21 protein-coding genes and 1 tRNA gene are annotated in these 20,868 nt (G+C 68.1%); 7 read left to right on the forward strand and 15 right to left on the reverse strand.

The window, feature by feature from the left end:
• From ASF81_RS08285 to ASF81_RS08310, 6 genes are all read right to left on the reverse strand, one after another.
• A complete protein-coding gene (locus ASF81_RS08285) occupies nucleotides 1-975 on the reverse strand; it encodes an esterase-like activity of phytase family protein (RefSeq protein WP_055807531.1) in 975 nt (324 codons plus the stop codon).
• Nucleotides 972-2,855, reverse strand: coding sequence for a cobaltochelatase subunit CobT (gene cobT, locus ASF81_RS08290; RefSeq protein ID WP_055807534.1), 1,884 nt, complete (start codon nucleotides 2,853-2,855; stop codon nucleotides 972-974). The genes ASF81_RS08285 and cobT overlap by 4 nt, the downstream gene beginning before the upstream one ends.
• Before the next feature lie 41 nt (nucleotides 2,856-2,896).
• Entirely contained in the window at nucleotides 2,897-4,141 is a 1,245-nt protein-coding gene (locus ASF81_RS08295) for a DUF418 domain-containing protein (protein WP_055807537.1), read from the reverse strand.
• A gap of 57 nt (nucleotides 4,142-4,198) precedes the next feature.
• Entirely contained in the window at nucleotides 4,199-4,756 is a 558-nt protein-coding gene (locus tag ASF81_RS08300; protein ID WP_055807539.1) for a hypothetical protein, read from the reverse strand.
• Nucleotides 4,753-5,634, reverse strand: coding sequence for a 3-hydroxybutyryl-CoA dehydrogenase (locus ASF81_RS08305; protein ID WP_055807542.1), 882 nt, complete (start codon nucleotides 5,632-5,634; stop codon nucleotides 4,753-4,755). The genes ASF81_RS08300 and ASF81_RS08305 overlap by 4 nt, the downstream gene beginning before the upstream one ends.
• A gap of 104 nt (nucleotides 5,635-5,738) precedes the next feature.
• Nucleotides 5,739-6,044: a YggT family protein gene (locus ASF81_RS08310; protein ID WP_017504977.1), complete on the reverse strand. Its 306-nt coding sequence runs from the start codon at nucleotides 6,042-6,044 to the stop codon at nucleotides 5,739-5,741.
• 163 nt (nucleotides 6,045-6,207) lie between these two features.
• Between ASF81_RS08310 and ASF81_RS08315 the strand changes: the two genes are divergently transcribed.
• Nucleotides 6,208-6,283: transfer RNA gene (locus tag ASF81_RS08315), tRNA-Ala, on the forward strand.
• Between the two features lie 48 nt (nucleotides 6,284-6,331).
• Here ASF81_RS08315 and uraH read toward each other — a convergent pair.
• Genes uraH through ASF81_RS08330 form a run of 3 tightly spaced genes read right to left on the reverse strand, consistent with a single transcriptional unit; the run spans nucleotide 6,332 to nucleotide 7,765 of the window.
• A complete protein-coding gene (uraH, locus tag ASF81_RS08320) occupies nucleotides 6,332-6,730 on the reverse strand; it encodes a hydroxyisourate hydrolase (protein ID WP_055807545.1) in 399 nt (132 codons plus the stop codon).
• A gap of 49 nt (nucleotides 6,731-6,779) precedes the next feature.
• Entirely contained in the window at nucleotides 6,780-7,334 is a 555-nt protein-coding gene (locus ASF81_RS08325; RefSeq protein WP_055807547.1) for a lipocalin family protein, read from the reverse strand.
• A gap of 53 nt (nucleotides 7,335-7,387) precedes the next feature.
• Complete coding sequence (locus ASF81_RS08330; RefSeq protein WP_055807550.1) at nucleotides 7,388-7,765, reverse strand: hypothetical protein; 378 nt, start codon at nucleotides 7,763-7,765, stop codon at nucleotides 7,388-7,390.
• A gap of 135 nt (nucleotides 7,766-7,900) precedes the next feature.
• On the opposite strand from ASF81_RS08330, the gene ASF81_RS08335 reads away from it, so the two are divergent.
• Nucleotides 7,901-8,692 carry an SDR family oxidoreductase gene (locus ASF81_RS08335; protein ID WP_055807553.1) on the forward strand — a complete coding sequence of 264 codons (792 nt, stop codon included), beginning with the start codon at nucleotides 7,901-7,903 and terminating at the stop codon, nucleotides 8,690-8,692.
• Here ASF81_RS08335 and ASF81_RS08340 read toward each other — a convergent pair whose 3' ends face one another.
• Nucleotides 8,693-9,640, reverse strand: a complete 948-nt coding sequence (locus tag ASF81_RS08340; protein WP_055807555.1) for an aspartyl protease family protein — start codon at nucleotides 9,638-9,640, stop codon at nucleotides 8,693-8,695.
• Nucleotides 9,641-9,851: 211 nt separating this feature from the next.
• Here ASF81_RS08340 and ASF81_RS08345 point away from each other — a divergent pair, with 211 nt between their 5' ends.
• Complete coding sequence (locus tag ASF81_RS08345) at nucleotides 9,852-10,193, forward strand: hypothetical protein (protein ID WP_055807558.1); 342 nt, start codon at nucleotides 9,852-9,854, stop codon at nucleotides 10,191-10,193.
• Here ASF81_RS08345 and ASF81_RS08350 read toward each other — a convergent pair.
• Genes ASF81_RS08350 through fsa form a run of 3 tightly spaced genes read right to left on the reverse strand, consistent with a single transcriptional unit; the run spans nucleotide 10,190 to nucleotide 12,520 of the window.
• A complete protein-coding gene (locus ASF81_RS08350) occupies nucleotides 10,190-11,134 on the reverse strand; it encodes a tyrosine recombinase XerC (protein WP_055807561.1) in 945 nt (314 codons plus the stop codon). The genes ASF81_RS08345 and ASF81_RS08350 overlap by 4 nt on opposite strands.
• Entirely contained in the window at nucleotides 11,116-11,829 is a 714-nt protein-coding gene (locus ASF81_RS08355; protein ID WP_039243945.1) for a DUF484 family protein, read from the reverse strand. The genes ASF81_RS08350 and ASF81_RS08355 overlap by 19 nt, the downstream gene beginning before the upstream one ends.
• A gap of 37 nt (nucleotides 11,830-11,866) precedes the next feature.
• Entirely contained in the window at nucleotides 11,867-12,520 is a 654-nt protein-coding gene (gene fsa / locus ASF81_RS08360; RefSeq protein ID WP_055807867.1) for a fructose-6-phosphate aldolase, read from the reverse strand.
• A gap of 168 nt (nucleotides 12,521-12,688) precedes the next feature.
• Here fsa and ASF81_RS08365 point away from each other — a divergent pair, with 168 nt between their 5' ends.
• Nucleotides 12,689-14,866, forward strand: a complete 2,178-nt coding sequence (locus ASF81_RS08365; RefSeq protein ID WP_055807565.1) for a primosomal protein N' — start codon at nucleotides 12,689-12,691, stop codon at nucleotides 14,864-14,866.
• Nucleotides 14,867-14,875: 9 nt separating this feature from the next.
• Here the strand turns inward: ASF81_RS08365 and ASF81_RS08370 are convergent, their stop codons facing one another.
• A complete protein-coding gene (locus ASF81_RS08370; protein ID WP_055807568.1) occupies nucleotides 14,876-15,274 on the reverse strand; it encodes a hypothetical protein in 399 nt (132 codons plus the stop codon).
• Between the two features lie 135 nt (nucleotides 15,275-15,409).
• On the opposite strand from ASF81_RS08370, the gene ahcY reads away from it, so the two are divergent.
• The 3 genes from ahcY (at nucleotide 15,410) to ASF81_RS08385 (ending at nucleotide 18,888) form a co-directional block, all read left to right on the forward strand.
• A complete protein-coding gene (ahcY, locus tag ASF81_RS08375) occupies nucleotides 15,410-16,801 on the forward strand; it encodes an adenosylhomocysteinase (protein ID WP_017506126.1) in 1,392 nt (463 codons plus the stop codon).
• Nucleotides 16,802-16,834: 33 nt separating this feature from the next.
• On the forward strand, nucleotides 16,835-18,055 hold the full coding sequence (locus ASF81_RS08380) for an NAD(P)/FAD-dependent oxidoreductase (protein WP_082503503.1): 1,221 nt from the start codon (nucleotides 16,835-16,837) through the stop codon (nucleotides 18,053-18,055).
• A gap of 455 nt (nucleotides 18,056-18,510) precedes the next feature.
• Nucleotides 18,511-18,888, forward strand: a complete 378-nt coding sequence (locus ASF81_RS08385) for a zf-TFIIB domain-containing protein (RefSeq protein WP_055807571.1) — start codon at nucleotides 18,511-18,513, stop codon at nucleotides 18,886-18,888.
• A 6-nt stretch (nucleotides 18,889-18,894) separates the two neighbouring features.
• On the opposite strand, the gene ASF81_RS08390 is transcribed toward ASF81_RS08385, so the two are convergent.
• Nucleotides 18,895-20,613, reverse strand: coding sequence for a hypothetical protein (locus ASF81_RS08390; RefSeq protein WP_055807871.1), 1,719 nt, complete (start codon nucleotides 20,611-20,613; stop codon nucleotides 18,895-18,897).
• Between the last annotated feature and the right edge of the window lie 255 nt (nucleotides 20,614-20,868).

Genomic DNA, 20,868 nt, shown 5'->3' on the forward strand with positions numbered 1-20,868 from the left:
CTAGCGGAGGTCGAAGGCCAGCATCAGGGTGCGCTGGGCCGGATTGAAGTTGTCGTCGGACAGGATGTAGAGGCGGGTCCTTCCGTTGCGCGTCTCTGCGGCGATACCCTCGAAATTGTCGGTCGTGCCGGGCAGTTTCAGCTCGATCAACACCGGCCCCAGCGTTCCGTCGGGGGCCATGCGGCGCACGCGCGCGCGCATGTCGATGGGCGCCCGGTACAGGCGCTGGACCACGAACCATCCAACGCCGGACGGATCGCGATCCAGACCGGTGATGCGGTATTCGCTGTCGGGAATGGGGGTTGCAGGCGGCGCGCTGACGACCGTGCATCTTGCCGCCGTGCAGTCCCAGATGCCGCCCGCCTCGCCAGAGACGCGCCAGCCGCCGGGTGCAACGGCCAACCCCTCCATCCCGTCGTTCTCCGTGAAGGCGAAGTCGGGCGACCGCACCGGCGTCGGATGGGTCTTCAGCGCCGACAGGCGACCGTAGTTCCAGATCCGGTGACGCCGCTCGAAACTGACCAGCAGATCGCCGGAGGGGGTGATGGCCAGGCCCTCGGCGTCGCCGTCCGACTTGTCGGAAATCGCGGCGCCGTCCTGAAGGGTCAGCCGACGCGAGCGGAAATGATCCAGCCCGACCAGCCGTCCCGGGGCGTCCAGGCGAATGTCGCCGCGCACCAGATCACCGGTGTCCGATACCGTGACGAAACCGCCGTCGCCGGTCAGCTTCAGGTCCGACAGGCTGTGCAGCGGGGAGGTCGGCGCGGCGCTAACCTGCAGGCCGCCGGCGAACGTCACGCCGTCAGCCAACTGCGTGCCGCCGGGCAGGCCCAGGCTGACGCTTCGCAGTTCCGCGACCTGGGGCGTCCAGCCGTCCGATGACAACGGATAGGGACGCGGCGCGCCCAGCGAGGCTGCACAGGCCGACAGCGACAGGGCGATCCAGACACTGGCCAGGCGGCCGAAGCGGCTCATGCCGCCAGCTTTCGCTTGGCGCGACGGGTGAGACCGGCCGCGCCCTCGTTCTCGAACAGTTCGGCCAGCTTCTCGGTCATGGCCCCCGCCAGCTGCTCCACATCCACGATGGTCAGGGCCTTGCGATACCAGCGGGTCACGTCATGGCCGATGCCGATGGCCAGCAGTTCGACCGGCGAGCGGTCCTCGATCTCTGCGATCACCTGGCGCAGGTGCTTGTCCAGATAGAGGGCCGCATTCGCCGACTGGGTCGAATCGTCGACCGGGGAACCGTCGGAAATGACCATCAGGATGCGGCGCTGTTCGGTGCGGGCCAGCAGGCGACCGTGGGCCCATTGCAGGGCCTCGCCGTCAATATTCTCCTTCAGCAGACCTTCGCGCATCATCAGGCCCAGGTTCTTCTTGGCCCGGCGCCAGGGCGCGTCTGCGGCTTTGTAGATAATGTGGCGCAGGTCGTTCAGGCGGCCTGGATTTTGCGGCTTGCCGGCGGTGATCCAGGCTTCGCGGCTCTGTCCGCCCTTCCAGGCGCGGGTGGTGAAGCCCAGGATCTCGACCTTCACGCCGCAGCGTTCCAGCGTCCGCGCCAGGATGTCGGCGCAGACCGCCGCCACCATGATCGGTCGCCCGCGCATCGAGCCGGAGTTGTCCAGCAGCAGGGTCACGACCGTGTCGCGGAACGGGCTTTCGCTCTCGGCCTTGAACGACAGGGGGGCGGTCGGGTCGGTGACGATCCGGGTCAGCCGCGCCGTGTCCAGCATACCCTCTTCCAGATCAAAGACCCAGGAGCGGTTCTGCTGCGCCAGCAGGCGCCGTTGCAGCTTGTTGGCCAGGCGCGACACGACGCTGGACAGGATGGCCAGCTGGCCGTCCAGCAGGGCGCGCAGCCTGTCCAGTTCGACGGGGTCGCACAGGTCGGCGGCGTCCACCACCTCGTCGAAGGCGGTGGTGAAGACGCGGTAGAAATCAACGGCGCGGCCGTCGTCGGCCGTCTGGTGACGGTTCGGCTGCTGGCCTTCCTGAAGTTCCGGGCCATCGTCGGCGCCTTCGCCGTCGGGATCGGCGGGCGCGCCCTCGGGGCGACTTTCGCGCTCCTGCTCGGAAGACTGATCGTCGGCGTCGCCCTCCATCGACTGGGAGCCTTCGCCGCCGTCCTGCTCTTCCTCCTCGTCCTGATCGTCGTCAGCCGCGGGGTCTTGGGGGTCCGGTTCCTCGTCGCCGGGATCTTCGGACGTATCTTCGCCGCGCCCGTCGCCGGGGTCGAGGTCCAGCGCGCGCAGAACCTCGCGCATCTTCAGCGCAAAGCCCTCCTGATCGCCCGCCGTGCCGGCCAGGGCGTCCAGCTTGGCGCCGGCCTTGGCCTCGATGTTGGCGCGCACCAGATCCAGCATGGCCCGGGCGCCGTCGGGGGCGGGGCGCCCGGTCAGCCGCTCGCGCACCAGCAGGGCCACGGCTTCGGACACGGGCACGCGGTCGGCGTCGCTGATCCGCAGGGCGCCCGTCTTTTCCAGTCGCGTGATCAGGGCGGCGCCCAGATTGTCGCGCACCCCGGCCAGATGTTCCGAACCGAAGGCCTCGACGCGCGCCTGTTCGACCGCATCGAACACCTCGGCCGCCTTGGCGTCCGCCGGCCGCATCCGGCTGTTCACCGCCGGATCGTGATTGGCCAGACGCAGCGCCAGCCGGTCGGCCTGACCGCGCAAGGACGCGCTCTCGGGCCCGGACGGATCGCGCGGCGGATGGGGCAGGGTCAGGACGCCGTTCGACAGCTTGGGCCCGTCGGACCCGAACACCACCTCCAGCTCGGGCTGTTCGGCCAGCGCCCGCGCGGCATGACCCAGCGCGCGCTTGAAGGTTTCGGCGGGAGTATCCGGGGCGGCCATGGCCCTCAGTTAATCGCTTCGCGCCTGCGATAAAAGCGCCGTCAGCCGCCTTTTGAAATCGGCACGCGACGGCCGTAGGTCAGACAGCGCCAAACCCACTCCAGCGGCCCCATGCTGAACCGCGACAACCACAGTGGCGACCAGATCAGTTGCAGCGCCCAGACCGCCACGACCAGGCCCCACATCTGCACATAGTCGGCCCGTCCGAACAGGCGCGGCCCCCATGGCATATAGAAGAGGGTGCTCATGATCAGGGTCTGGGTCAGGTAGTTGGTAAAGGCCATCTGACCTACCGGCCGCAGCGCCGCCGTGATCCAGGCCGCCCCTCGCGTCGTCGCCAGCACGATCAGGCTGACATAGGCAAGGGTGACGAAGACGGGGAAGGAAGCGACGACCTCCGCCAGGCCGCGCGTCGGGTGGGTTCCGGCCGGGGCCAAGGCCTCGCGCCATTCCAGCACGCCCAGCAGGGCCAGTACGGCGCCGCCGACACCGATCAAGGCGAGATAGACCCGGTTGGGCGCCCGGCCGCTGAACACGCCGGCCTTGAACAGACCCAGTCCCAGCATCATCAGGGCCACGGTCGAGAAGACGAACATCGTCAGGCTGGCGCCCTGCAGCAGCAGCCAGTTCTCAAGGTTTTGGCCCATCGCCCCGGCCCAGCCGCTGCGATAGGCGGCGATCGATTCCGCCACCATGGCGGCGGTGTAATGCGGCCCGCCCTGATTCATCGCCTCGGTGATCGCCGGCGGCCCCGCGACCATTAGCCAGGTCGCGCCCGCCTGCATCGCGCCCAGCAACAGGGTCACGCCCAGGCCGATCCCGATCAGCGTTCCGGCCCGCATCGACCGCATCAGCATCACGAACAGGCCCGACCATGCGTAGAGCAGCAGCACGTCGCCATACCAGAAGGCCAGGCCGTGGATCAGGGCGATGACGGCCAGCCAGAACAGGCGGCGCCGCAGCAGTTTGCCACGCGCCGCATCGTCCCGCTCGCCCCCGACCAGATAGATCGAGGCCCCGAACAGCATCGAAAACAGGGTGATGAACTTCTGATGGAAGAAGACGTCCATCGTCCAGCGCGCCACGGCGTTGGCGCCGGTGACCGGAAATGGGCTGAGGCTGGCGTCCTGATAGACCATGACCGGCAGGCCGAACGAGACGACATTGACCGCCAGGATGCCCAGCACCGCCAGCCCCCGCATGACGTCCAGGCTGGCGATGCGCGAGGTCGCTGCGACGGGCGACAGGATTTCCGCCGCATCCTTGTCCGTGTCGTCCATTGTCATTCTCGGATCCCCCAATCCTCGAACTCAGGCGTCAGGCGCGAATGCCAACCCTGCGTCTCAGCCCTTGGGCATCAAGCCCAGCCGGTCCTTGACCGCCGGCCGCGCCTCGAAGGCGATGAAGGCGGCGCACAACCCGGCCCACAAGGCGTAGCTGACGCCCACGATCATGGCGATGGGCAGGCCGCCGACGCCGAAGATCAGCAGGGTGGTCTCGGTCGCGCCCAGGGCCTGCATGACGTCGCCGGCCTCGAACCAGCCCATCACGCTCATGCCCAGGGCGACGACAATCTGGACTAGGGCCGCCGCCAGGCCGCCGTACATCATTAAGCGCCAGACGACGCCCAGCCGTGTCCCGGGCCGGCCGTCGCGCTTGCGCTCGTTCAGCACGCGATAAAGCGCCAGCGGCACGGTGATCAGCCCGATCAGCATTACCACCAGCCGCCAGTCCATGTCGCGACCCGGCAGATAGGCGTGCGGCCGCCAGAAGGGCAGGGTCAACCACAGAGGCGGCCAGGCCGCGCCGGCCAAACAGGCCAGAATCCGGGGCGTCCGCCCGGGCCGCGCGGCGATGGTCGCCTGACCGGGCAGGTCGGAATAGCTCTCGAACCGGCTCATCGCGTCGGCGCCGGCGCAGCGCCGGAATAGTCATAGAAGCCGCGTCCGCTCTTCCTGCCCAGCCAGCCGGCCTCGACATATTTCACCAGCAGCGGACAGGGGCGGTACTTGCTGTCGGCCAGCCCGTCATACAGCACGTTCATGATCGCCAGGACGACGTCCAGACCCATGAAGTCCGCCAATTCCAGCGGGCCCATCGGATGATTGGCGCCCAGACGCAGCGCCTTGTCGATCGAGGCGACGTTGCCGACCCCTTCGTAAAGGGCGAAGATGGCCTCGTTCATCATCGGCACCAGGATGCGGTTGACGATGAAGGCGGGAAAATCCTCGGCGTCCGTGGTGGTCTTGCCCAGGCTTTCGGCGAAGGCGACGGCGGCGGAATGGGTCTCGGCCGAGGTGGCGATGCCGCGGATGATCTCCACCAGCTTCATCACCGGCGCCGGCTTCATGAAGTGCAGGCCGACGAACCGGTCCGGCCGGTCCGTCGAGGACGCCAGGCGGGTGATCGAGATCGAAGAGGTGTTGGACGCCAACAGGGTTTGCGGTCCCAGGTGCGGCACGACCTGCGCATAGATGGCCTTCTTGACGGCCTCGTCTTCCAGCGCCGCCTCGATGACCAGATCGGCGCCGGCGACGGCCTCGGCCATTCCGTCGCTGGTCGTGATGCGGGTCAGGGCCGCATCGGCGGCGGCCTGATCGACCAGGCCGCGGCCGACGTGACGCGCCAGGCTGGCCGCGATCTCGCCCTGCGCCATCGGCAACCGGTCGGCGACGACGTCATAAAGGCGAACCGAATAGCCCCCGAGCGCGACCGCCTGCGCGATGCCTGCGCCCATCTGTCCGGCGCCCAGAATGGCGACTGTGGTGATCGTGGTCATGAACCGTGGTCGAAAGTGGTCGGGCGGGCACCTTTAGAAAGGAAGGCGCGCGGCGCAAGAGCGGATCAACCCTCTCGCATCAGATTTCCGCCCGCCGTGTCGCCTCAGCCGAGCAACTGGATCAGGGCCGGCGCCGCCGTGCGGTTGAACAGCACGCTGATGAACTGCAGCAGCAGGATCACCACGATGGGCGAGATGTCGATGCCGCCCAGGTTCGGAATGATGCGGCGGAACGGCTCCAGCAGGGGCGCGGTGACCCGGTCCAGGAAGGTCCCGACCGAATAGACGAAGCGGTTGCGATAGTTGACGACGTCGAACGCCACCAACCAGCTCAGAATGGCCTGGGCGATGATGAACCAGATCATCAGACTGATGATGGTGTTGATCAACCAGACGAGCGCATAGCCCATGAACGGTAACTCCTGCTTGGATCGGCGCTTCTAGCCTGTTCGCCCCTGCTCCGACAACGGCCGTATCCGACCTGCGCGCTTTGCGCGCACAAGCCCGTTGACACCACGCCCGCCCGCCTTCTATGTCCGCCACGCCTGTGAAACCCGATCCCACGCTGGAAACGGGGCCGTAGCTCAGTTGGTAGAGCGCGTCGTTCGCAATGACGAGGTCAGGGGTTCGACTCCCCTCGGCTCCACCAGGCGCTCCTGATCATATCCTCAACGACAAGCCGCGTTCGGACACCCGCTCAGTTGCCGCGGTAGGTGCTGTAGCCGTAGGGGCTGACGACGACGGGGACGTGGTAGTGGATGCTCGGGTCGCGGACCTGGAACACCACGTCGATCTCGGGGAAGAAGGGCTGGGCGTCTTTGTCGCCGTATTGCGACATGTCGAACGTCAGCTTGTAGGTGGCGACCTGGGTTGTGACCTGATCGCCGAACGAGCGGACGCGACCGTTCTCGTCGGTGCGCGCGGTCGCCAGTTGTCGCCAGCCGCCGTCGCCGTCCTTGATCGCCAGGGTGACGGGCACATCGCGGCCGCCCACGCCGCGCGCCAAATCCAGGACGTGGGTCGAAATGGTCTCGGCCGAGGCCGATCCTGCAGAGATCAGAAAGGCCGATAGGGCGGCAAGCGCTGCAATACGCATGGAAGATCCTTGGAGACGGGTTGGCTTCGGGGCGGCGTGAGCCGGGCGATCAGTGCTGGGTCGGCCGGACCAGGGTCAGGTCATAGCCCAGGGCGCGGGTGCGGTTCAGGATGGTTTCGCGGGTCTGGGCCGAGGGTTGCGCGGTGCGGCTGAGCAGCCAGAGGTAGCGACCCGACGGCTCGCCGACGATGGACCATGAATAGTCGTCGGCGTGGTCCAGCACCCAATAGTCGCCAACGTAGAAGGGGCCGAAGAAGGATACCTTCAGCTTGGCGTTGTCGCTGCCCTCGACGATCTTGGCCTTGCCCTCGGAGGTTTTTTCCGGACCGGCGACCGCACCCTGTCGGCAGGTGTTCAGCACCCCGACTAGACCGTCATCGCGCACCGTATATTGAGCGGTCACCCCTTCGCAGCCGCGCTCGAACCCGTTCTCGTAGCGCCCGATTTCATACCACAAGCCGGCGTAGCGGTTCAGATCGACCGGCTTGGCGGGTTGGGGCACGGCGGCGTTGCCGACGGGACCGCGTTGCAGGGTGGCGCAGGCGCCCAGCGCTAGGGCGGCGCCGACGATCAGGGCGATGGAAGCGGTGCGAGCGATTTTCATGGCCGCAGAACGACAATGAGGGCGCCCGGTTCCGGACACTCGGTCTCGGCAGATCACCGCAGCGCGACGTAGCCCCGTTCGATGACCCGGCGCAGAGCCTCGTAGGCTTCGGCCAGTTCGTCGTAGGCGGTGCGAGCGGCGGTCAGGCGGGCGACTTGGTCCGGCGTGACAGCCGAGCCGGAGTGGGCCAGGCGCAGCGATTCCGCGACCCATTTGGCGCGGGCCGTGGCGGTCATGACCGCCAGCTTTTGCAGCGAGCCGGCGTCCACGCCGCTCAGGGCGTGCCCGATCACCTCCTTGTTGGCGACGTAGGCGGCGTAGTCGATCTGCTCCAGCTGCCCGCGCAGGCGACGCTGTTCGTGCGGATCGGTGTCCTGCGGCTCGAAATGGTCGCTGTGGCGGCGGGTGCTGGACGTCATCTTGGTCGACATGGGCGAGCCCTCCCCGGCCTGTCCTGGCGGTCTCGGCGGCCGCTCGACAAAGAAGGTGCGCCGTCTCGGTTAACGCCGCGTTGCGCTTGGGACCCACGCATCCGATATCGGGGCCACACAGGATCGGAGAAGACCATGGACCTGAAACTCGACGGCAAGCGCGCCCTGATCTGCGGCGGCTCATCCGGCCTTGGCCGCGCCGTGGCGACGGCCCTGGTCGCGGAGGGCGCGCACGTCGCCCTGCTGTCGCGCGATGAAGGCAAGCTTCAGGCCGTGGCGGATGCGTTGAATGCGGCCGGGCCTGGCCGGGCGGTCATGGTAACAGCGGACCTGGCGGACCATGAGGCGCTGTTGAAGGCGACGGACCGGGCCGAGGATCTGCTGGGCGGGCACATCGAAATCCTGTTGAACAACACCGGGGGGCCGCCGCCGTCGGGCGTGTCGGGGCTTGAGCCGGCGGTGTGGCGCGATCATTTCGAGTCGATGGTGCTGTCGATCTTCCGCCTGACGGACCGGGTGCTGCCGGCCATGCGGGCGGCCGGCTGGGGGCGCATCCTGAACGTCGCCTCGATCACAGTGGTCGAGCCGTCGGCGGCGTTGGGCGTGTCCAACACCCTGCGGGCTTCGGTCGCGGCCTGGGCCAAGACCCTGGCCAATGAGGTCGGACCAGACGGGGTGACGGTCAACACCCTGCTGCCGGGGCGGATCGATACGCCGCGGATCGAAAGGCTGGACCAGGCGACCGCTGAGCGCACCGGCACGACGCCGCAAGAGGCGCGAGCTGAATCCGTCAAATCGATCCCGGTCGGCCGTATCGGCACGACCGAGGAGTTCGGCGCCACCGCCGCCTTCCTGGCCAGTCCGCTGGCGGCCTATGTCACCGGCTCGCTGATCCGACTGGACGGCGGGGCGATCAAGGCGATCTGATCAGTCGGGCGCACGACGGCGCAGCACGCCGCCGAAGGCCACGCGGCTGCGCCCGTAATCCAGAGTGATGCGGCTGAACCGGCTCAGGATATCGGCGCCCAGCAGCAGGGCGGGCTTGTCAATCAGGTCCATGACCTGAAACACATGCAGATCGGCGAACAGCAGCGGGGTCGGGCCCAGCGATCGTCCCGCGATGTGCAGGGCGGGCGTCGTGCCTGTGCGGGCCGTCACCGCGCCGCCGACGATGCCGACCATCCGCACGGGCTCGGACGGGCAGGCGGCCTGACCGATGTCGATCGCCTGCATCAGGGCCAGATTGCCGATCGAATATTGCGCGCCGCTGTCGATGAAGGCGGCGACCTCCACGCCGGCGACCTCGATCCGGGTCAGGATCAGCTGACCGAAGCGACCGCGACGACCGGCGACCAGCACGTCCTGTTGCTGTGGCCGGGTAGAGTCGGGGCTGGTCGTCAGCGCGATGCTGGTCGACCCTGACGGCGACAGGGCGACCTGGCGGGCGTTGACGTCCAGCGTCAGGCGAAAGCGGGACAACAGGTCCAGACCGAGCAGGCCGTCGGCGCCCAGGGCGTCGCGCGGGAAGACCGGCAGGGTCAGGTCGCTGAAGCGCCGCCGCCCGATCTCGATCTGCGCCAGTTCGACGGTCGGCGTGACCTCAGCCGCCGTGATCCCGTGCACCACGACCGGGCGGCCGGGCGGCAGGGCCAAGGCCTGGGCCAGCTCGGCCGAGACCGCGCTGCGCTCGGCGCCGGTGTCGATGACGAAGACCTGCTGGACGCTTCCGTTCAGACGCACGCCGACGCCCATCCGCGTCAGCAGATTTTGCAAGAGCCGCACCTGATCGGGCGGGTCTGCTGGGATGGCGGTCTGGGCGGACACAAACGGAACAGCCGCCAGCAGGCCCAGCGTCTTGCGCCGCGACGTTTTCACGCTCGATCCTTCGCCAAACCCTGGCCGCAATTGCCTGTCCTCCTCGGGCCTTCGTCAGGGCAGGGCAGGCTACGCGCTTTTGGCGAAGAGCCTGAGACATATTCTTGTCCGTCGTGTCTCAGCGCGGCTGCGCCTTCTCGCCCAGCGTTCGGCGCGGTCTGGCCAATCGGGGGTTGTCGACGTATCGTCCCAGCCGAAACAGGAGGATGCGATGCTGACCTTGCTTATGCTGGCCCTGGCCGACCCCGCGGCGGCGTCTTCCAGCGCGATCACCAGCCGTGATCTTGTTGTTTCCGCACCAAGGGCGGACACGCAGCGTTGCGGCGATCCGCTGATGCAGGCTCGGCAAGGCGGCGCCGGCGCCATGACGCTGGATCGATCGCTCGATGACGGACAGGTCCGGCGCTATCTGCTGCTGGACCGGCGCGATCAGAACAACTGCCCCCTGCCGATCAGCTACGCCGTGCCGGATCAACGGGCGCTGGGTCGAAACCTGATGCCGGCGCAGCCCGATGTCGGCGTGCCGCCGGCTCCGCCCGCGCCGCGTCGCTAGGCGCGGGGATGGGCGGCCGCATAGGCGTTCAAGAGGCGATCCGCGTCGACGCCGGTGTATTTCTGGGTCGTCGACAGGCTGGCGTGGCCCAGCAGTTCCTGGATCGACCGCAGGTCGGCGCCGGCGCCCAGCAGGTGGGTCGCGAAAGTGTGGCGTAGGGCGTGAGGCGTAGTGCGCTCCGGCAGACCTAGCCGGCCGCGCAGCCGCTGGACCGAGGCCTGGACATGACGGGGGCTTAAGGGGCCGCCGCGGCGGGCGCGGAACAGGGCGTCGGCGGGCTGGAGCGGGAAGGGCAGCAGGGCCAGATAGGCGTCCACCGCATCGCGCACGGCGGGCAGGATCGGCGCGATCCGCGTCTTTGACCCCTTGCCGACGATACGCAGGGTTTCGCCCAGCGGCGCATCGGCGCGGGTCAGGGACATGGCCTCGGAGATCCGCAGGCCGCAGCCGTAGAGCAGGGTCAGGACAGCTCTGTCACGCGCGGCCTCCCACGGTTCGGCGTCGGGATCGGCGTCCGGTTCGGCCAGCAGGCCGCGCGCCTGATCTTCGGTCACCGGCCGGGGCAGGGACGGCTTGACCTTGGGACCGCGCACCAGGGCCAGCTGCGGGGCGGGCGTGTCCAACCGCCGGTCGAGGAAAGCGTGAAAACCGCGAATGGCCGACAGGCTCTGGCTAAGCGACCGGGCTGCCAGCGGGTGATCGCCTGAGCGCCGCTCGGCCATGTGGGCGCGGACCTCGGCGGCGGTGATCGTCCCCATGTCCTTCAGCGACAGGGTCTCGCCGCGATGGTGTTCGAGGAAGGCGACATAGAGCCGACCGATATGGCCATAGGCCTCCAGCGTGCGCGGCGACAGCCGACGTTCGTGCGCCAGGTGATCGAGCCAGGCGCGCAGGGCGTCGGAGGCGGTCAGTTCAGGGCTTTTCAGTTCAGGACCGGCCATCGCTCGGCCATCCGCTCCGTCACCCGCGCCAGGAAGGCGGCCAGTTCGCAGCCCATATTAGGCGTGAAGCCTTCAGGCTCGGGCGAGCCGAAGGCGCAGATGCAGGGGCGCGGCGGCCCGCCCGGCGTCAGGTGCGGGGCCATGCGGACCAGGGCGATGGACCGCACCTGATCCTCGGCCGCGCCGAAGAAATTCAGTCCCGAGATCATCGGGCCCAGCCAGGTCAGGCCGTGCTCGCCCAGCAGATTGTCGACATCGCCCTCTTCCAGGGCGCGCCAGCCGAAGGGTACGCCGCCCGGTTTTTCCAGAGCGATGGCGGCGCCGGCCAAGCCGAACCGTCCCTGCGCCGCCGCATCCAGTCGTCGGGCCAGGTCGGAATGGTTCTTGGCCTCCATCAAATCCAGGGTCGCGACGTGCGTCTGGGTCTGGGCGGCGAAGTTGGCGCGGGCGACCAGTTCGATCTCGCGCCGGGCGCCGGTCTCGCGCTCGACCACGGCCTCCAGCCGCGTCAGGGCGGCGGCCCCGAACTCGACGACGTTGCGGCCATGCGGCCGCAGACCGATCTCTTCCAGCAGGGAGCGATCGTCCAGCAGGGTCTGGGGATGGGTCTGCAGCCAGCCGCGCACGTCGGGCCAATGCAAGCCGTCGCCGATATGGGGCGTTGCGTCCGATTCCGACGTTTCGAAAAGGTCCAATGAGCCGCTCAAACAGACCTCTCTGGGAACCGCGATGCTACAGAATAGACTGGCCTGTCTTTGCCCAGTCCGACACGAAGGCATCAAGACCCTTGTCGGTTAACGGGTGGTTCACCAAGGCCTTGAATGTGTCGGCGCCGAAGGTGGCGGCGTCCGATCCGGCGACGGCGGCGGCGGCGACATGGCCGACATTGCGCAGGGACGCGGCCAGGATCTGGGTCTCGAAACCATGCACGTCATACAGGACGCGGATTTCTTCAAGCAGGCCGATGCCGTCCGCGCCGTTGTCTTCCAGACGTCCGACGAACGGCGAGACGAAGGTGGCGCCGGCCTTGGCGGCCAGCAAGGCCTGGGCGGCCGAGAAGCACAGGGTGACGTTGGTCTTGATCCCCTTGTCGGAGAAGACGCGGCAGGCGCGCAGACCGTCCCAGGTCAGAGGCAACTTCACCACCACGTTCGGCGCGATGGCGGCCAGCTTGTCGCCTTCCTTGACCATGGTCTCGAAATCGAGCGAGACGGCCTCGGCGGAAATCGGCCCCTCGACCAGGGCGCAGATTTCGGCGATGACCTCGGCGATGTTCCGACCCGACTTGGCGATCAGCGACGGATTGGTGGTGACGCCATCCACCATTCCGGTGGGGACCATGTCCTTGATGACGACGACGTCGGCGGTATCGAGAAAGAGTTTCATGGGCAGGGCTTTTAGCGTCACCGAGGCGGCGAGGCGAGCCAAATCCTCCCCCATCGGGGGAGGGGAACCGCGAAGCGGTGGAGGGGGCCAGCCCCAGACACCCAGTTCGCGATCCGCCCCCTCCACCACCCTTCGGGCGGTCCCCCTCCCCCGACGGGGGAGGATCAAGTGAAAGTCGCCTCGGTCCTCATTCCACTGCCGGTGCCGGAGGCCTTCGACTACGAGGTTCCCGAGGCGCTGAGCCTGGCCCACGGAGATTTGGCGCGGGGCGATCAGGTCGCCGTGCCGCTGGGGCCGCGCCTGATCCGGGGCGTGGTGTCCGAGGTGTTCGAAACCACAGGCTCAAACCGGCGACTGAAGGCGATCGACAGCCGCCTGGATGATCCGCCCCTGCCGGCGGGCGTGATGGATTTCGTCGAATGGGCCGGACGCTGGACCCTGTCGGCGCCCGGCGAGATGGCGGCGACGGCGCTGAAGGGCTTGCGCGCTCCTCGGCCCCGGCCGGAACGCCGGGTGCGACGCTTGGGCGAGCGGTCGCCGTCGCGCGCCACCCCGGCGCGGACGGGCGTGCTGGAGGCCCTGGGCGATCGCGCCATGCCGCCGGCCGATCTCGCGCGGGCGGCAGGCGTGTCATCGGGCGTGGTCAAGGGCCTGATCGACGAAGGCGTATTGGAGATCATCGAGATCGCGGCCGAGGCGGCGTTCGACCGGCCCGATCCCGACCACGCCCCGGCGTCGCTGAACGGCGACCAGGCGGCGTCGGCGTCGGCGATGGCGGATGGCGTGGCGGGTGGCGGCTTCCGCCCCTTCCTGCTGGACGGGGTGACGGGGTCGGGCAAGACCGAGGCCTATCTGGAGGCGATCGCGCGGGTGCTGCGGGCCGATCCGGCCGCGCAAATCCTCATACTGCTGCCCGAGATCGCTCTGACCCAGGCCCTGATCGAGCGGATCACGGCGCGGTTCGGCGCCGCCCCGGCCGAATGGCATTCCGGCGTCGCCCCGCCGCGCCGTCGCCAAGTGTGGGAGGCGGTGGTCGCCGGGCGCTGCAACATCGTGGTCGGGGCGCGCTCGGCCCTGTTCCTGCCCTTCGTCAACCTGCGCCTGATCGTGGTGGACGAGGAGCACGACGGCTCGTTCAAGCAAGAAGAGGGGCTGGTCTATCACGGCCGCGACCTGGCCGTGGCGCGGGCGCGGATCGAGGGGGCGGCGGTTGTCCTGGCCTCGGCGACGCCGTCTCTGGAGACGCTGTGGAACGCGCAGAGCGGGCGCTACGACTGGCTGAAGCTGGGCGCGCGGCACGGGACGGCGGTCCTGCCGGACATCGCCCTGCTGGACCTCCGTCAGAACACGCCCGATCCTCAGACCTGGCTGTCGCAGCCGCTGAGGCTGGCCATCGGCGAAACCCTGCTGCGGGGTGAGCAGACCCTGCTGTTCCTTAACCGGCGCGGCTATGCGCCCGTGGTCCTGTGTCGCGTCTGTGGTCATCGGCTGACGGCGCCGGACACCGACAGCTGGCTGGTCGAGCATCGCTACACCGGGCGGCTGGTCTGTCACCTGACCGGCTTCTCTATGGCGCGGCCCAAACTGTGTCCCTCGTGCGGGGCCGAGGATTCGCTGGTCTCGGTCGGGCCGGGGGTCGAGCGGGTCGAGGAAGAGGTGCGCCAACTGTTCCCCGAGGCGCGCACCGCGGTCTTCAGTTCCGACACTGCGCCCGAAGCCCGATCGGCCCGCGCCCTGATCCAGAAGATGACGGACGGGGAGATCGACATTCTGGTGGCGACCCAGGCCGCGGCCAAGGGCCACAACTTCCCGCGCCTGACGCTGGTGGGCGTGGTGGATGCGGATCTCGGGCTACGCGGCGGCGACCTGCGCGCGGCCGAGCGGACCTATCAGCTTTTGGCCCAAGCGACCGGGCGAGCAGGGCGTGCGGATCGGCCGGGGCGGGCGCTGCTTCAGACCTGGACGCCCGAGCACCCGGTGCTGATGGCGCTGGCAGCCGGTGATCGTGACTCCTTCGTGGAAGCCGAGATGGCCGAACGCGAGGCGGCGTCCCTGCCGCCCTATGGCCGGCTGGCGGCGATCATCCTGTCCAGCGAGAATGCGGCCGCCGTCGAGAAGACGGCGAACGACCTGGCCCAGGCCATTCCCAACGCCGAACGGCTGGAGGTCTATGGCCCCGCCGATGCGCCCCTGGCCCTGGTGCGGGGGAGGCGGCGCAAGCGGCTGCTGGTGCGGGCCGACCGGGACGTGAACCTCCAGGCCTTCCTGCGGGCCTGGCTTCAGCGGGTGAAGGTGCCGGGCTCCGTCCGCCTGACGGTGGACGTGGACCCCTACTCGTTCCTCTAGAGGCGGAAGTCAGACCGCCATGACGGTGCCGAGCAGCAGGCGGGCGCCGGGGCGGCCCAGGGTGGCGTTGGTCGCCGCCTGAAGCGCGGCCGACAGCTGGTCGATGTCGGGAACGACGCCGGGACGCAGGCCGTTGGCAAAGCGCTGGGCGGCGGTGTTGTAGGCGGCGCGGAGGCGCGGCGCGGACTGCTGGGCGCGGGTGCGAAGGGTCGCATCGGGCACATCGACGCCGGTTTCGATGGTCAGCACGCCCCGACGACCGTTCGCCTGAAGGATCGAGGCGGTGATGACTGGCAGCCGGATATAGGTGTCGGCCGACGGCGCCGCGCCGCCGCTCGAAGCGCGGGCGGAGGTCGAGGCGGCGGCCGTTGCGACGACGGCGAGACCGAGAAGAGCGCGGCGTTCCATGATGAGGTCTCTACCGGCCAGGAATTAAGAAACTGCTGAGCCTGGATCGCATAAGGATATCTTTATGTGTTTGTTGATACTCGGCGCGCGCCGGGCTATGAGGGCCCAAACTCATTGCGGCCGGGAGCCCAAGCCATGACCGACTACATCGTTCGCGACATCACCCTGGCCGATTGGGGCAACAAGGAAATCGAGATCGCTGAAACCGAAATGCCGGGCCTGATGTCCCTGCGTGACGAGTTCGGCGCCAGCCAGCCGCTGAAGGGCGCCCGCATCGCCGGCAGCCTGCACATGACCATCCAGACGGCGGTCCTGATCCAGACGCTGGAAGCCTTGGGCGCCGAAGTGCGCTGGGCCTCGTGCAACATCTTCTCGACCCAGGACCACGCCGCCGCCGCCATCGCCGCCAACGGCACGCCAGTCTTCGCCACCAAGGGCGAGACGCTGGAAGAGTACTGGGACTACGCCCACAAGATCTTCGAATGGGCCGACGGCGGCTATCCGAACCTGATCCTGGACGACGGCGGCGACGCGACCCTGCTGTGCGTGCTGGGTCCGAAGGCCGAGAAGGACATCTCGGTCCTGGCCAATCCGCAGAACGAAGAGGAAGAGGCTCTCTTCAAGGTCATGAAGCGCTATCTGGCTGAGAAGCCCGGCTTCTATTCGGCCATCCGCGACGCCATCGGCGGCGTGTCGGAAGAGACGACCACGGGCGTGCACCGCCTGTATCAGATGGCCGAAAAGGGCGAGCTGCCCTTCCCCGCCATCAACGTCAACGACAGCGTCACCAAGTCCAAGTTCGACAACCTGTACGGCTGCCGGGAATCGCTGGTCGACGCGATCCGTCGCGGCACCGACGTCATGCTGTCGGGCAAGGTCGCGGTGGTCTGCGGCTACGGCGACGTGGGCAAGGGCTCAGCCGCTTCGCTGCGCCAGGGCGGCGCCCGCGTGATCGTGACCGAGATCGACCCGATCTGCGCCCTGCAGGCCGCAATGGAAGGCTATGAGGTCCAGACGCTGGACGACACCGCCGGCCGCGCCGACATCTATGTGACGACGACCGGCAACAAGGACGTCATCACCGTCGATCACATGCGGCAGATGAAGAACAACGCCATCGTCTGCAACATCGGCCACTTCGACTCGGAGATTCAGGTCGCCGGCCTGAAGAACTTCAAGTGGGACGAGATCAAGCCGCAGGTCCACCACGTCGAGTTCCCGGACGGCAAGAAGATCATCCTGCTATCGGAAGGCCGCCTGGTGAACCTGGGCAACGCCACGGGCCACCCGTCCTTCGTGATGTCGGCGTCCTTCACCAACCAGACGCTGGCCCAGATCGAACTGTGGACCAACGCCGACAAGTACGAGAACAAGGTCTACACCCTGCCCAAGCACCTGGACGAGAAGGTCGCCATGCTGCACCTGGCCAAGCTGGGCGCCAAGCTGACCGTCCTGACCAAGGACCAGGCCGATTACATCAACGTGCCGGTCGAAGGCCCGTTCAAGGCGGATCACTACCGTTACTAAGCTCTCCCCGAGGCTGGAACCGCGAGGTTCCAAGTGACGAGGGCGTCTTCGGACGCCCTCGTCGACGTCTTGGTGGTCGGGGCCGGCGCGGCCGGGATGATGGCCGCCATCGAGGCCGGGCGACGCGGGCGGCGGGTCAGGGTCGTGGACCATGCCGACCGGCCGGGCGAGAAGATCCGCATCTCGGGCGGCGGGCGCTGCAACTTCACCAATCTGGGCTGCGGACCGGCGAATTTCCTGGGCGAGAACCCCCGGTTCGCGACCTCGGCCCTGCGCCGCTACACCCAGCACGACTTCGTCAAGCGCATCGATAGGGCCGGGATCGCCTGGCACGAGAAAACGCTGGGCCAGCTGTTCTGCGACGACAGCGCGAAGCAGATCGTCCGTATGCTGACCGACGACATGGCGGCGGCGGGCGTCGTCCTGAGCCTGAAGACCGGCGTGACGCGGATCGAACGATTCGGCGAGGGCTTCACGGTGATCCTGTCGGATGGATCACAGGTCACGGCGGCGTCGCTGGTCGTCGCGACCGGCGGCAAGTCGATCCCCAAGATGGGGGCGACCGGCTGGGCCTATGAGGTCGCGCGCCAGTTCGACATTCGCGTCACCGAGACCCGACCGGCCCTGGTGCCGCTGACCTTCGAGGCCGGGCTGCTGGAGACGCTGACGCCGCTGGCGGGCGTGGCGGTCGACGCCTCGGTCGCCTCGGCGCCCGAAGGGGCCAAGGCGCGCAAGGCCAGCTTCAACGAGGCCATGCTGTTCACCCACCGCGGTCTCAGCGGGCCAGCCATTCTTCAGATCAGCTCCTACTGGCGCGAGGGCGAGGCGGTGGTGGCCTCGATGGCGCCGGGCCGCGACGTGTTCGAGGAGTTGAAGGCGGCCAAGGCGTCGAACGGCAAACAGGCGGTGCACACCGCGCTGGGCCATATCTTGCCGCGCCGTCTGGCCGAGAGCCTGTGCCAGCGCGAAGGGGCGTCGGGCAATCTGGCGGACCTGTCGGACAAGGTGCTGCGGCGGCTGGATCAGGCGGTCAACGCCTGGGCGGTCAAGCCGGTGGGGTCCGAAGGTTACAGGACCGCCGAGGTGACCCTGGGCGGGGTCGATACGGCCGCGCTGGACCAGCAGACGATGCAGGCCAAGGCGGTTCCGGGGCTGTATTTCATCGGCGAGGCGGTGGACGTGACCGGCTGGCTGGGCGGCTATAATTTTCAGTGGGCCTGGTCGTCGGGCTGGGCCGCCGGGCAGGTCTGCTAGATTTTTAAGGTGCAATCCGTGCACTTTAGCCGGCGGGTCCGCCGACAAAAACACCGTCTAATTCGTCTAATCTGTCTATTTCGGCGCGCGTTCTGGCGGGACGCGAAGATGTCAAAGACCGGGTCGCCATTCTAACCCGGTGCAGGGCCATGAAAGGCGAGTGGTCGCTGGTCGGTCGTAACCCGTGGTAAAAGCTCGCGATCGTCGTCGCCGATAGGATGGCAGGGGCGGCCGAAGCCCCCTGCGGCCCCGCGACGCATGGCGGCGGGCGGCGACGGCGCCTAGCTTGAAGGGGCGGAACGGGCCCCTCTGGCGTTCTCGCGGTCCGGCGTCCCCCTTCCTTGCGCCGGATCGTGCGACGCGATGTCGGACCGCACGGGCGTGTCGATGCGGCGAAGCTTTCCCCTCCTGGCCTGTCGCATCGACCGCCCATTCTTTTTCGATCGGAGCCCGACATGCCTCTTCTGATGTGCCCCAACGACAACGCCGCCATGCAGACGCTGGAGCGCAATGGCGTCCAGTTCGACATGTGCCCCGACTGCCGGGGCGTCTGGCTGGATCGTGGCGAGCTGGAAAAGCTGATGGCCGCCGCCGTCGAGGAGGGTCGCGCAACAGCCCCGGTCGCGCCCGCGCCGCAGGCCTATGCGCCGTCGCCGCAGCCTCAGCCCTATGCCCAGCCCCCAGCCCAACCCTGGGGCGGCGGGGCGTCACAGCCGTATCGCGGCGACGATCGAGGCTACCGGGGCGACAAATATCGCGACGACCGGCATCGCGACGACGACTATCGCTACAAGAAAAAGAAGCGCGACAGCATCTTCGATATCTTCGACTGAGGCCGGCTAGGCCGCCAAGCCCGCTTGCTGCATCAGGCCTCTCAACGCCGCGACGTTTTGCGGGGCGGCGGTCAGGGCTATGCGCACGTCGGGCGAGCGCAGCAGCTTGATGGCCTCGGCGCGGGCGCGGTCGGCCACGGGGCCCAGCGGGCCGGCTTCACCGGTGGCCAGTTTCAGCAGGGCCGTCAGCTTTTGAGGCGCAGCCGCCTGGGCGCGGACGATCTGGGCGACCAGATGGGCGTCGGCCTCCAGATTGGCGCCGACCGCGCCGATGGCGTCCATGATCTGGGTCTGGTCGTGATCGGCCAGATGCGCGGCCTGAACCGAGCGTTGAAGCCGGGCCAGCGTGGCCAGCTTGTGCGAGGCGCTGGGGCCGCCCGGGACGGACTGGCGGATCTCGGTTTCGAAACGCAGCGAGCCGATACAGGCGCTGAGCCACCGCGCGGCGGCGCGCTTATTGGCCCCGCCGGTGACGTTCTCGCACAGGCGGGTCAGCTGCTCGGCCTCGGCCAAGACCGTCGGGCAGGGGTTGACGTAGGCGCCGACGAAATCGGCCGTAACCAGGCTCTTGGAGCGTTCGACGAAGGCGGTCTGAACCTCTTCCAGCGTCAGCAGTCGCCCGGCCGAGGCCGTCAGGGCCATGGCCAGCAGACGCAGGATGTCGATCTCTCCGACCGGATCATGGGGGCGGAGGCGGCGCTGGCTGGTCAGTTCGCGGGTGACAAGGCGAGCCAAGGATGCGGCCAGAAGCGGAAACTCACCCGAGGCCAGATGCAGACCCAGGCGCGCGGCCGGTCCCTCGACCTGGGGCATCATCAGGGCGAGGCGCGGGTCCATCCGCAACAGGGCGTCCATCTCGTCCGGCGCGACCATGCGGACGATGGCCGCCAGATTGGCGCCCTGATCCAAGGACGGGCCCAAAATCTCGGTCAGGTTGGTCCGCACGGCCAGCATTTCGGCGACAATCTGCTCGACCACCACGACGACCAGGGCGCGCGGGGGGCCGTCGGCGGGCGCGGCGTCCATCAAATCCATCAGCACGGTCAGGCGATCGCGGGCGCCGCGCCGATCCTTCAGCGCGCCGGCGACGACGCCGCCCATGCGCAGAGCCCGATCCGGCGCGCCGGTCAGGCGATGCGCCAGATCGGCGATGGAGCGGTCGTCCAGCGCGGGGAACAGTCCGTCGCGTCCGGCCTTGCGCAGCCGGGCCATCGCCTGTTCGGTGAGCTTTTGATAGTGGCGCACGACCCCGTGCACCTCCTGGCCCGTGGCCTGGCTTTCGGGGACCGCGACCTTCTGGATGGCGTGCTGGAGCTCGACCCCGGCCGCCTCCAGCCGTTCGGCGACATCGGGACGATGCAGCAGTTCGAAGGCGGTCACGCCCTCGCGTTTCAGCCAGTCCTCCAGCACCCGGCCGATCAGGGCGCGGGCATGAGGCGAATAGAGTTCGGCCGGGCTGCTGCAGGCCGGCGGGACCGCCTTGTCGGCGACCTTCTTCTTTCGCTCCTCCGGCGCGCCCAGCGTCAGGATGGTCAGGGAGCTGAACTCCATCGTCTCGGGGTCCAGCCTCTCCTTGGTCACGCGCGAGGCGATGGCGAGACGATCCCGAAGCTGCTCCTCGGCGGTCTCGATGGCGTGTTTGCGGTCTTCGGTCGCGATCAGCAGCGTCCACGACGACGGGGCGCTCTTGCGGACATAGACTTCGTAATGGATCGGACCCGCCATGGGCCGATCCTGCATCCCAAGCCTTTAAGGCGAGGTTTTCGAAGCCGGAATGTTTCTTGGCGCGCCGGAGGAACGCTGTGCGCGCGTTGAAATGAGGCGGCGCCGTGACCATCTGGATGTCACCGAACCGCTTTCGGGTTGCAGGCGATTTTCATTCGACCCGAAACGCCTTAGCCCTAATGTAACCGAGATCGAACGGTTACGCTTGCTGTGCGTTCTTGCTCGCGGGAACGTAAAGTTCAGGAGAAGACACCC

Source organism: Brevundimonas sp. Leaf168, assembly GCF_001423685.1.
Taxonomy (GTDB): domain Bacteria; phylum Pseudomonadota; class Alphaproteobacteria; order Caulobacterales; family Caulobacteraceae; genus Brevundimonas; species Brevundimonas vesicularis_C.